The following is a 12,119-nucleotide window of genomic DNA, read 5'->3' on the forward strand; positions in this document are numbered from 1 at the left end:
TCGTTTTATTCGTATTCCACTGTAATATGAGCGGCAGCGGCCTCTGCCTGTTCACGCGCTTGCTCGACCGTTTCAGCACTGTTTAGCACAACAGCCATGCGGCGGCCTTTTTTTGTTTCTGGCTTTCCAAACACACGCACCTGCGTGTCGGGCGCTGCCAGTGCTTTTTCAACCCCTTTAATTTCATAAGAAGACTGCTCTTCCCAAGCTTTAATCGTACGACTGGCACCAGGTGAAAGAAGACGGATACCCGGAATTGGAAAACCAAGGACAGCCCGGATGTGGATGGCGAATTCAGATAAATCCTGGGTTACCATGGTCACCATTCCTGTATCGTGCGGACGCGGTGATACCTCGCTAAAGTAAATGCCGTTTTCGGTAATAAACAGCTCCACACCAAATAAGCCGTAACCGCCAAGCGCATCTGTTATTTTTTGAGCAATCGCTTCTGCTTCTGCAATCTGGCTCTCCGTCATGTTATGCGGCTGCCATGATTCGATATAATCGCCGTCTTCTTGAATATGGCCGATTGGCGCACAGAAGGTTGTACCGGAAACGGAACGGACGGTTAACAGTGTAATTTCAGATTCAAACGTAATAAACTCTTCTACAATGACCCGTGTTTTTTTTGCCCGCCCTCCTTCAAGCGCGATATTCCAGGAAGACTCTATCTCTTCTTTTGAGCGGCAGACGCTCTGGCCCTTGCCGGATGAACTCATAATTGGCTTGATCACACATGGTGTACCGATCTCCTCTGCCGCTTCTTGCAACTCTTCAAGCGTATTGGCAAACGCATATTTTGCGGTAGGCAGTTCCAGTGTTTCGCTGGCAAGACGGCGAATTCCTTCGCGGTCCATCGTTAAATTGGCCGCTTTGGCTGTTGGCACCACATGATATCCTTCTTCCTCCAGCTCGATCAGTGTCTCAGTTGCAATGGCTTCGATTTCTGGAATAATAAAGTCGGGTTTTTCCTGTTCAATCAACGCACGCAGCGCTGCCCCGTCCAGCATATTGATTACATGGGAGGAATGAGCGACCTGCATGGCGGGCGCCTGCGCATAACGGTCTACCGCAATCGTTTTTACGCCAAGCCGCTGTGCTTCAATTACCACTTCTTTACCCAATTCTCCCGATCCGAGCATCATAATCGTTTTTGTTTTTAATACAGTCATTTTCATTTTCTCCTTAACATCCGCCATTTGTGGCTTTTTCTCTTCTTTTTCTGTTTTCAAATCCATTATAACATGCAAATAACGAACATATTAATCTGAATGACAATAAATTATTCGCCTGATGGAACGCGTTAACTTTTTGAAAAAGAGGGAAAACAGAAAACAGAATAAGAAAGCGGGTGACGGAATGATACAGAGTGATACAAATACATGCCTGTTATGTGAAAACGAGCAGTCTTTAATACCGATCAAACAGCACTTTATGTGCAGCGAATGCCTGGATGAAGGAAACGACTGGCGGCTGGCGCAATGGGAATCATGGTTTCAAAAGCGGGTCAGCCGGTATTTGCATTTATGCCATAAATGCTTAAAAACGGGTGATATCGAAGCGGCTCATCAAGCTCGGGTAATGGGAAGAAAAATCATGGCTTTGCTTCAATTTTTAAACGTACCTAAAAATCATTCTGTTATAAAAGTGTTAAAAAACATCCATTCTTTGCTTAACCCGGTGCGTGAAGCCGATGTGTTTTTAGAGGCATTTAAGAGCCGAAACGATAAGGTTCACCAGCAGCTTTTTAAAAAGGTGCGTAAAAAACGAAAAAAGCTGCAAAAAAAGCTGCAGCAAAGCCTGCCCCCATTAATCGAAAAAGCGAGCCGCCGGCTGTCAGCTTTTGCTGCAGAGGAACTGCCTTTTTACGCATTATCGATTGACCCGGAGGCGCAGATTCTTTTGTTTGAAAACCAATTTAACGAAAAAGTGGAGCAATACGAGCAGTCTGTGGATGCTTATGGGAAACGAGCACCTGAATCCATTAAAGCGCTTCATAAAGTGCGGATTCAATCTAAAGCGCTCCGCTATATGTACGCAGAGCTCGGCGGCCTGATGGGACAGGACTTTTCAAAAAAAGAAAAACATTATAAAGACATTCAAAGCCAGTTTGGCGAGATTAACGATGTGCAGGACTGGCTGAATAAGCTGGACCGTTATAAAAACAAGCTGGATGCATCCGAAGAAGAAATGGCTTCTGTTGAAAAAAGATGGCAAAACCGACTAAAAGTGCTTCTAGAGGAAGTAGAGCTGGCACCTCACAAAAACCGGACAGGCTGACTGTCCGGGTTTTGGATTATTCTTTCAATAAGCCTTCCTGCTGCAAAAACGCACGTGCCGTTTGTTCTGCAGATTGGTTTTTCACATTGACTTCCACATTCATTGTCCGCATTTCTTGATCACTGATCCGGCCGGCCAGCTTGTTCAGCGACTCAACAAGCTCTGGATATTTCTTTGCTGTTTCTTTTCTTAACAGTGGGGCTCCCTGATAAGGGGGGAAAAGGTTTTGATCATCTTCCAAAACGGTTAGGTTATACACTTGCAGCTCGCTATCTGTTGAATACGCATCAATTAAATTGATTTCTCCGTTTTGGAGCGCCTGGTAACGAAGCTTCGGCTCCATGGTCACAACGGACGGAAAATCGATGTCGTATAATTTTTGAATACCCAGATAACCATCTTCCCTGTCTGAAAACTCGAGTGTAAAGCCGGCCTTGATCTGGTTTTCGATTTGTTTTAAATCGGAAATAATTTTAATGTTATGTTGTTCTGCCAATGAAGAAGGGATCGCCAGTGCATACGTATTGTTATACTGCATCGGCTCCAGCATCTCCATATCAAACTGTTTATTCATGCCTTCTTTCGCCTGCTCATACACTTCGCGTGAATCTGTACTTTCGGCTGTTTCCTTTAAAAACTCGGAAATAGCGGTGCCCGTGAACTCTGGATACAAGTCAATGCTTCCGGATTTGAGCGCATTAAAGACAAAAGATGTTTTGCCCAGTCCCGGTTTTAATTCGACTGTTAGATCAGTTTCCTGCTCAATTAATAGCTTATACATATTGATTAAGATTTCAGGTTCCGCCCCGAGCTTTGCCCCAATTACAATTTCTTTGTCCTGGCGTCCAAAAAGCGGGATGAGCATGATGACCAGTGCTGTCGCCAGGAATAAACCGAGTAAAATCCCCGCTTTTCGAAAAGACAGCCTTTCTAACCGGCGCAGGAGAACATCGAATAAAATAGCAAGCAGCGCAGCCGGTACTGCACCGAGTACAATAAGAGAAGGATTGTTTCGGTCAATGCCGAGCAGGATGATATCTCCCAGGCCGCCGGCACCAATCAATGCGGCAAGCGTCGCCGTTCCGATAATCAGCACCATTGCCGTTCGAATCCCCGCCATGATAACCGGCATGGCCAGGGGCAGTTCAACTTTTAAAAGCCGGCGTTTTTGATTCATGCCCATACCCCGTGCTGCTTCAATCAAAGATGGGTCTACTTCTTTGATTCCCGTGTATGTATTTCTTAAAATGGGCAGCAGTGCATAAACAACGAGAGCTATAATGGCCGGCACTTTACCAATTCCAAAAAGAGGAATAAGCAAACCAAGCAGGGCAAGAGAGGGGACGGTCTGCAGTACAGCGGTAACCCCAATAATACTCTCAGCCACCCGCTGTTTTCTTGTTAAATAAATGCCGAGCGGAATGGCAATCAGTACGGCGATAAAAAGAGCTATAAAAGAAATATGGATATGTTCAAACAGGGCTGCGAGCAATTCATCGCGCCGCTCTCCAAAAACATCTCTCAGCCGATTCATGACTGCACCTCACTGCCAAGAAATTGAACGATAGTCCGATGGGTAATCGTGCCGATTGGCCGGCCGGCTTCGTATACCGTCAGGGCATCAGATTCGGCCAGCAGACGAAGGGCTTTTGAAACCGTTTCGCTGCTTTCAATTCTTGCGCCGGCTGCTGGTCCGGCTGGAAAAGCGGCTATGATGTCTCGAACCGGCCGGCTTTCGCCACCGCGGTGTAATCCAACAAAGCTTTCCACAAATTCATTGGCCGGCCGGCTCATAATGTGTTCCGGCGTCCCTGTTTGGACAATACGCCCGTCTTTCATCAAACAAATCCGGTCGCCAAGCTTTACGGCTTCTTTCATATCATGCGTGACAAATACAATCGTTTTTTGAATGCCGCGCTGAAGAGTGAGAAGGTCATCCTGTAATTTTTCACGGCTGATCGGGTCCAGTGCACTGAACGGTTCATCCATTAATACGATTTCAGGATCAGCTGCGAGAGCCCGAACGACACCGATACGCTGCTGCTGCCCGCCTGAAAGCTCAGCTGGTTTCCGGTTCCGGTATACAGCGGGTTCAAGCCCGACCATCTGGAGAAGCTCGTCCACACGGCGGCTGATTTTGCCCCGGTCCCATTTACGCATTTCCGGCACGACTGCAATGTTTTCTGCAATCGTCATATGGGGAAACAGGGCAATCTGCTGAAGGACATAACCGATATTCCAGCGCAGTTCATGAATATTAAACTCACTGATTTTCCGCCCGTCTATCCGCAGTGTTCCGCCTGAAATCGGAATCAGCCGGTTGATCATTTTAAGCGTGGTCGTTTTTCCGCATCCACTTGGGCCGATTAAAACAAAAAATTCTCCTTTTTCGATCGTTAAGTCTAGCTTTCGGACAGCGTAGGTGCCGTCCGGATATTTCTTTTCCACTTGCTCAAATTGAATCATATTCTCACTCTCCATTCCCCTTCCTTTTACCCATTCCTGTTTTGAGCTATTCCCTGCTTATTAAAATAAAAAGAAAAAGCCGCCCGAGGGCGGCTTCTTTATGATCGCTTATTTCGTATACGGGCAACTTCATCCGCTACAAACTGTACATTCGTGCCGACAATGACTTGAATGCTGTTTGGGCCTACAATATGGGTGCCCGGCACACCGGTTGATTTGATTTTTGCTTCATCTACCGCCTTCATATCTCTGACTTCAACGCGCAGACGGGTCACACAGTTATCAACAGAAACAACATTGGCGTCACCGCCAAGCCCTTCGTAAATGACAGCAGCCATTTTCTCAAAGCGGCTGCCCGGATTATTATCTTCAGTTTGTGCTGTTTCTTCTTCTCGCCCCGGTGTTTTCAAATTGAACTTTTGAATTAAAAATCGGAACATCACGTAATAAATCAGGCCAAAGACAAGACCCTGCAAAAGCAGCATATATGGCATATTGGCGAGCGGAAGCCTTGAACTGAGCACAAAATCAACAAGCCCGGCACTAAATCCGAAGCCTGCGGTCCAGTGGAAAAACGCGGCTGCAGCAAGAGACAGCCCGGTCAATGCCGCATGCACGACATATAGTGCCGGTGCTAAAAACATAAATGAAAATTCCAGCGGTTCTGTCACACCGGTGAAAAAGGATGCGAAGCCAGCCGCAAGCAATAGAGACGCAGCCTGCTTTTTCCGTTTTGTTTTGGCTGTATGGTACATCGCCAGCGCGGCAGCCGGAAGGCCGAACATCATTACCGGGAAAAAGCCCGCCTGGTACATGCCGGTCACGCCTTTCTCACCCGTTCCTGACCAAAAATTGCCGATGTCATTAATGCCGGCCACATCAAACCAGAAAACAGAGTTTAGCGCATGATGAAGGCCGGTTGGAATTAGGAGGCGGTTGAAAAAGCCATACAAGCCGGCACCGACAAAATCAAGCTTGCTGATCGCTGTTCCGAATGAGACGAGCGCTGTAAAGATAACAGGCCAGACAAAAAACAATATACCGGAGATAACAAGCATCGCTACCGCCGTCATAATCGGGACGAGACGTTTGCCGCTGAAAAAAGCAAGCGCATCATGAAGCTGCACATGACTAAACCGGTTATACATCATAGAAGCCACAATACCAGACAAAATACCGATAAACTGATTGCCGATTTTGCCAAATGCCGCATTGACGTTTTCAGGGTCCGTCCCTTGCAGCATGGCCACCGAATCGGTTGACAGGAGTGTGGTGACTACGAGATAAGCAACCAGCCCGCTTAGCGCTGCCGACCCGTCTTTGTCTTTTGACATGCCAAGGGCAACCCCGACCGCAAACAAAATCGCCATATTATCAATAATGGACGATCCCGCTTTAATTAAGAAAGCGGCGGCCGCATTATCTGCTCCCCACCCGGCCGGATCAATCCAGTAGCCGATTCCCATCAAAATCGCGGCAGCCGGAAGTACAGCTACCGGCAGCATTAACGAACGGCCGATATTTTGCAGATATTTCATCATGAATATCCATCCCCCTTAAAAAGTAAATTAGAAAACGGTTTCGTTAACAGCACTTTATCATGCTTAAAGTATAGTTGTCTATACCAATAAATGAAATTTCAAAAGTATAACCCCGTAAATTTTGAGACTACATCTGCCAATTGGTATAGACAACTAGTTTTCACTCGGTTACACTAAAACTAAACATATACAAAATGAGGTGCTGTAAAATGAAGGAATATGTGATAAAAGGCGGCTCCGTTTATGCAGAAAACGAAGTATTTTCTCCCGGGTTTGTTCATATAACAGATGGGAAAATTGCTGCTGCAGGCCCCTTGTCAGCGTGTCCATCTGACATGCCGTCTGTTTCCACTTCTGCTGAGTCCATGATTCTGCCTGGAGCAGTTGATATTCATATTCACGGTGCAGCCGGTGCCGATACAATGGATGCCACACAGGCTTCGCTGCATAAAATGGCGGCGTATCTTCCGTCTGAAGGCACAACCACTTTTTTGGCGACGACTATGACACAAGCAAAAGAAGCGATTGAACAAGCGCTGGACTGCTTTTCACATTACGAACAGAAGCCGGGTGAAGCGGAAATAGCCGGTATTCATTTAGAAGGTCCTTTTATTTCTCCAAAACACCCTGGCGCCCAGCCGCGTGAAGCGATTCAACAGCCGGATGTAGAGCAATTTCAAAAATGGAATACCCTCTCCGGTGAAAAGATCCGCCTCGTTACACTGGCACCGGAAGAAAAATACGGAATGGACCTTGTCGCTTATTTAACAAAATCAGGCGTTACCGCATCCGCCGGCCATACCGATGCTGCATTTGATGAGCTTTGCAGAGCGGCCGAAGCCGGACTGACCCATATTACCCATCTTTATAACGGAATGCGGGGCATGCACCACCGTGAACCCGGTACTGCCGGCGGCGCCTTGCTTCACAGCGGCCTTTATGTGGAAATGATCGTAGACGGCATTCATATCCATCCGCAGATGGTGCGTCTTGCTTTTGAACAAAAAACAGCCGACCGGACCATATTGATTACGGATTCTATGCGTGCTAAAGGCGTACCGGACGGAGAGTATGATCTTGGCGGACAGGCGGTCACCGTTCAAAACGGAAGAGCTGTTCTTGGGGACGGTACCCTCGCCGGCAGCACGTTATCTATGCAGGCAGCCATTCAAAACATGCGGAAGTTTACGGACTGCACGATACGGGACATTGTTAAAATGACCGCTGAAAATCCAGCAAAGCAGGTACGGCTGTTTGAGCGAAAAGGAAGTATTGCACCAGGAAAAGACGCTGACCTTGTCGTGTACGATGGACAGTTTTGTGTACAAAAAACGATTTGCCGCGGCGTTGTGGCATTTGAAAAGGAGAGGGAAAAATGAAGATCATCCGTGTTCCCGATTATGAAGCGATGAGCAAACAAGCCGCAGATATTTTAATAAAAAAGATCAAAGAGCTTCCCGCTCCTGTTATCGGCTTGGCAACAGGATCTACCCCAAAAGGGATGTATGAGCAGTTAATTTCCGCGCATCAAAATGAAGGCATTTCCTTTCAGCACGTGACGACCTTTAATTTAGATGAATATATCGGGCTGCCGCCGTCCGATCCGAACAGCTATCATTCTTTTATGCAGGAAACCTTTTTTCGGCACGTTGATATCCCGTTGGAAAATATCCATATACCTAATGGAGAAGCGGCTCTTTTAGAAAATGAGTGTACCCGGTATGAAGCGCTCATTAACAAAAAAGAAATCGGTGTGCAGGTGCTCGGCATCGGCGAAAATGGGCATATCGGTTTTAACGAGCCAGGCACATCCTTCGATCAAATCACCCATGTGACGACATTAGCCGAGTCCACCCGGCAGGCAAACGCCCGGTTTTTCCAGTCGGCAGAAGCAGTGCCGAAGCAGGCGATTACAATGGGGATTGCGTCTATTATGAAAAGCCGTGAGATTCTTTTGCTTGCCTCCGGCTTGCGAAAAGCAGAAGCAGTCGCACACTTGTTTTCAGGAAATATCTCAGAGGATTTCCCTGCGTCTGTACTGCACCAGCACCCATGTGTTACAATAATAGCAGACAGTGAAGCGCTTTCATTGTCGAATATGGAAGGAAGAACGATATGATTGACAAACGCTCGCCTGTACCGATCTACTATCAGCTTGAACATGTGATTCGTCAGCAAATCGATACGGGTGAATTACAGCCTGGTGACCTTATTCCTTCTGAACGGGAGTATGCCGAACAGCTTGATGTCAGCCGGATGACCGTACGGCAGGCCATTACAAATCTCGTGAACGAGGGGCTGCTGTACCGGCAAAAAGGCCGCGGCACGTTTGTGGCAGAACAAAAATTAGAACAAAACCTTTCTGGACTCACGAGTTTTACCGAAGATATGAAAGCACGGGGAATGGTCCCTGGCAGTACACTGCTTACATTTGAAATTGTGCCGGCGGACAAAAAAGTGGCAGACCGGCTGTCGCTCGCTGAACATGCGCCTGTGTATGAAATCAAACGAATCCGGCTGGCCGATGAAGTGCCAATGGCTTTGGAGACCGTATACATGTCCGCCAACTTAATCAAAGGCTTAAGCGAAGCCATTATTACGGCTTCTCTTTACCACCATATAGAAGAAGAACTCGGACTTGAAATTGGGCGCGCCGTTCAATCAATGGAGTCTGCGATCGTCAGCGAAGCAGAGCGGCCGCATCTGCTTGTGCCAAAAGGAGCGCCTGTTTTGCTGATTGAACGGCATACCTTCTTAAAAGACGGTACACCCCTTGAATATGTGAAGTCATCCTACCGCGCGGACCGCTACAAGTTCACGATCGACATAAACCGGTAAAGGAGCGGGATACGATGATGTACTTAAAATATGTTCACAGAGTCGCGGATATGCTTGTTGATGCAGCGCACAAACAAACAAGCCAGGCGGATATTGCCGCTGAATGGATTGTAAAAAGTGTCCGGCGCGGCGGAATTGTTCACGTATTCGGCTGCGGGCATTCGCATATGCTGGCAGAAGAGCTGTTTTACCGGGCTGGAGGACTCGCCTGCATTCAGCCGATTTTTTTAGAAGACGTCATGCTCCATAAAGGAGCCGTACGCTCTTCGACATTTGAACGCCAAAATGGCTATATCGCTTCTTTGGAGGATAAACTCGATATTCGGCCGGAAGATGTGCTGATTGTCGTATCTACATCGGGCATTAATCCAGTTCCGATCGACATTCTGCTTCGCGGTCAAAAAGCAGGCGTGAAAACAATTGCCATTACTTCCTTAGAATATTCCCGAAGAGCCCAGACCCGGCACGAGGAAGGAACGACCCTGCGTGATGCCGCGGATCTTGTCATTGATAACAGCGCTCCTTATGGAGATGCGCTGTTATCAGACAAAAAAGCGCCAGCACCGTTCGGGCCGGCGTCCACCCTGCTCAGTGCCGCTCTGTTAAATGGCATTATGGCTTCCGTGATTGCCAAAATGATTGAACGCGGATTGGAGCCGCCGATTTTTTTAAGCGGCAATCTGCCGGATGCCGATGAACATAACCGCATGCTTGTTGAACAATATAAAGAACGGATTCCTCTGCTTCGTTAAAACGCCCTTCCCTGCGGAAGAGCGTTTTTTTAACGGTACTGTTCCCGTATTTGGAGCACGGCGAGCTCCTTCATTTTTGCTTCCACCATCACATCAATGGATGAATCCGGCAAATGCTCGATAAAATAGCGCCAGTCATCTTCTAAAATATAATTATGATGGGCACGATCTGTTTTTCCGTCCCGTCCGGAGCTGATATGCATTTTCGGCGGGATTTCTTTATGCTGCCACGTGTCGATGGCACGCTGGATTACTTCGTCAATTTTCGCGTCTTCTTCATGGTTACATGCATGATGATGAATATCAAAACAAGCCGCTGCACCGGTTTCGCCGCACACATCCAGCACATCATGGATCGTAAAAATTTTATCATCATTTTCAATCCGCATCGTTTGTTTGATCGCTTCTGGAAGCTGCTTAAACGTTTCGGCAAAACGTTCCTTTGCTGATTCCTTATCTCCATATGCACCGCCGACATGCAAAATCATATCGCGTCCGCCGGTAAGATCTAAGAGTTCCTGATGGTGAATCAAGTCTAAAATCGACTTTTGCACCACTTCCTCGTTAGGAGAATTGATCAACGTATACTGGCCTGGATGAACCGACAAACGAACATCGTATTCAGCTGCCAGTTCCTTGATTTCATCAGTAATTTTTAAAACATCTTCATCTTTCCCCCACTCCCATGTCATTACTGGATGGGTGGCAAGCGGTATGAGGTTGCTGCTCATCCGGTAAAAATAAATCCGGTTAGCCACATTCCATTTAATGATTTCCAATGTTTCATTTAAGTTATGAAGCGCCAGTTCTTTTATTTTGGCCATTCCTTCTGTTTCGGCTGTTTTCAGCCGGCACGTTTTAAATTTGGATGGCATCGACATATTGATACAAGCATATCCGATTCGCATAGATGAACTCCTTTTTTGGTTTCGTTTCTTTATCTTTTCCCTAACCGCCCGGGGATGAACCGCTTCACTATACATGAATTCAGGCTTTTCCTGCAAGAAAGAATCGGCTATACTAGAAGTAAAGATAACTATAGATTATATGGAGTATACATAATTATTTTACGGTAAAGGACTGAAAAACATGAATCTGCCGGCGATTTTGACGTCACACGAAGCGTTTTTGCAGCTGCTTCAATCCAAAGAGCATATGCTTGATGAAGAGCGCAACTTGTCTCTTGCCCACTGTACAGACGAAGAATTTTTAGAGTATTTTTTTGCGATCGGCCTTTTAAAAGAAAATCGGACGTTTTCTCCGCACACGATCAAGGCGTATCGAAGTGATGCGAAAACACTTCTTTCTTATCTTTCTCACCATAATCTTGAGTTCCGTGCGATTGGCTTCCCGGAAGTAAAAGCCTTTAATCGGTTTATTATTAGTACATATAAGCCAAAAAGCGCCCTGAGAAAACTAGAATTTTTCCGCCGTTTTCTTGAATTCGGCTTTCATACGCATTTTTATACTGCCCAGCTGTCGGTTTGGATTCAAAAACCGCGCATTCAAAAAGGACATACAGCGGAAACAGGCGAAAACCGGACCGTCATGCGCGAGCTGTCTTCACAGGAAGCACGCTATATTATCGATTGTTTTGCCAAAACGATTAAAACAACAAAAAATGCAGAAGCGATGGAAGCCCGCAACCGGCTGATCGGAATGATGCTGTTGACACTCGGCATCCGCGCTTCCGAATTGATCGGGTTAAATTGGGGGAGTTTCCGGCGCAGCCGGCAGGGTGATTTGTTGGTGGATGTGATAGGAAAAGGCGGAAAAGAACGGACTCTTCCGATTATGAGAGAAACCGAGTCTCTTCTTTTTCATTATCGAAGTGTATGCGGCGAAACAACCGAACTTCAGTCCCATTCAGCCGAGCCGCTTTTTTATGCTCTGTACAATAAAACCAATATACATGCGGATAAAAAAAGACTTTCCTACGCCGCTTTGTACAAGCTTGTAAAAAAAGCCGTCGAAGCTGCCGGAAGCCGGCCTGATGTCAGCCCTCACTGGTTCCGGCACACATTTGTCACAAATTTGCTTGAACAGGATGTTCCACTCGCCGTTGTAAAAGATCTGGCAGGCCATTCAGATATTTCCATTACCAATCTTTATTTAGAACGAATTCAAGAAGATCGCATGCATCATCACCTCCAAAATATCCGTTTTTAAGCATGCTTGAGATTCGATTTCTCGTGCATCGAGAAACAGTTAGATGAATAACTACCCGTCTCGATGCAAATAA

11 protein-coding genes are annotated in these 12,119 nt (G+C 46.7%); 6 read left to right on the forward strand and 5 right to left on the reverse strand.

Annotated features, from left to right (window positions below; all coding sequences use genetic code 11):
* Positions 1-5 precede the first annotated feature (5 nt).
* Positions 6-1,172, reverse strand: coding sequence for a formate-dependent phosphoribosylglycinamide formyltransferase (gene purT, locus RRU94_RS17290; RefSeq protein ID WP_315692103.1), 1,167 nt, complete (start codon positions 1,170-1,172; stop codon positions 6-8).
* A 187-nt stretch (positions 1,173-1,359) separates the two neighbouring features.
* Between purT and RRU94_RS17295 the strand changes: the two genes are divergently transcribed.
* Positions 1,360-2,280: a CHAD domain-containing protein gene (locus RRU94_RS17295; RefSeq protein ID WP_315692104.1), complete on the forward strand. Its 921-nt coding sequence runs from the start codon at positions 1,360-1,362 to the stop codon at positions 2,278-2,280.
* Positions 2,281-2,296: 16 nt separating this feature from the next.
* Here the strand turns inward: RRU94_RS17295 and opuFB are convergent, their stop codons facing one another.
* The 3 genes from opuFB to nagE all read right to left on the reverse strand — a co-directional run bounded on the left by opuFB (position 2,297) and on the right by nagE (position 6,287).
* Positions 2,297-3,814, reverse strand: a complete 1,518-nt coding sequence (opuFB, locus tag RRU94_RS17300; RefSeq protein WP_315692105.1) for an osmoprotectant update ABC transporter permease/substrate-binding subunit OpuFB — start codon at positions 3,812-3,814, stop codon at positions 2,297-2,299.
* On the reverse strand, positions 3,811-4,746 hold the full coding sequence (locus tag RRU94_RS17305; protein ID WP_315692106.1) for an ABC transporter ATP-binding protein: 936 nt from the start codon (positions 4,744-4,746) through the stop codon (positions 3,811-3,813). The genes opuFB and RRU94_RS17305 overlap by 4 nt, the downstream gene beginning before the upstream one ends.
* 98 nt (positions 4,747-4,844) lie before the next feature.
* A complete protein-coding gene (gene nagE / locus RRU94_RS17310) occupies positions 4,845-6,287 on the reverse strand; it encodes an N-acetylglucosamine-specific PTS transporter subunit IIBC (protein WP_315692107.1) in 1,443 nt (480 codons plus the stop codon).
* A gap of 209 nt (positions 6,288-6,496) precedes the next feature.
* Here nagE and nagA point away from each other — a divergent pair, with 209 nt between their 5' ends.
* The 4 genes from nagA to RRU94_RS17330 are packed head-to-tail and all read left to right on the forward strand — an operon-like array spanning position 6,497 to position 9,877.
* Positions 6,497-7,666, forward strand: a complete 1,170-nt coding sequence (gene nagA, locus RRU94_RS17315) for an N-acetylglucosamine-6-phosphate deacetylase (protein WP_315692108.1) — start codon at positions 6,497-6,499, stop codon at positions 7,664-7,666.
* Positions 7,663-8,406 (forward strand): glucosamine-6-phosphate deaminase, encoded by a 744-nt coding sequence (nagB, locus tag RRU94_RS17320; protein ID WP_315692109.1) that lies wholly within the window; start codon positions 7,663-7,665, stop codon positions 8,404-8,406. The genes nagA and nagB overlap by 4 nt, the downstream gene beginning before the upstream one ends.
* On the forward strand, positions 8,403-9,125 hold the full coding sequence (locus tag RRU94_RS17325; protein ID WP_315692110.1) for a GntR family transcriptional regulator: 723 nt from the start codon (positions 8,403-8,405) through the stop codon (positions 9,123-9,125). Before nagB ends, RRU94_RS17325 begins: the two co-directional genes overlap by 4 nt.
* A 17-nt stretch (positions 9,126-9,142) precedes the next feature.
* Positions 9,143-9,877 (forward strand): SIS domain-containing protein, encoded by a 735-nt coding sequence (locus tag RRU94_RS17330; RefSeq protein WP_410493051.1) that lies wholly within the window; start codon positions 9,143-9,145, stop codon positions 9,875-9,877.
* A 29-nt stretch (positions 9,878-9,906) separates the two neighbouring features.
* Here RRU94_RS17330 and uvsE read toward each other — a convergent pair whose 3' ends face one another.
* Entirely contained in the window at positions 9,907-10,785 is an 879-nt protein-coding gene (gene uvsE, locus RRU94_RS17335) for a UV DNA damage repair endonuclease UvsE (RefSeq protein WP_315692112.1), read from the reverse strand.
* A gap of 181 nt (positions 10,786-10,966) precedes the next feature.
* Between uvsE and RRU94_RS17340 the strand changes: the two genes are divergently transcribed.
* Positions 10,967-12,046, forward strand: a complete 1,080-nt coding sequence (locus RRU94_RS17340; protein WP_315692113.1) for a tyrosine-type recombinase/integrase — start codon at positions 10,967-10,969, stop codon at positions 12,044-12,046.
* The last annotated feature ends 73 nt before the right edge of the window (positions 12,047-12,119 follow it).

Source organism: Domibacillus sp. DTU_2020_1001157_1_SI_ALB_TIR_016 (assembly GCF_032341995.1).
GTDB classification, from domain to species: Bacteria; Bacillota; Bacilli; order Bacillales; family Domibacillaceae; genus Domibacillus; species Domibacillus indicus_A.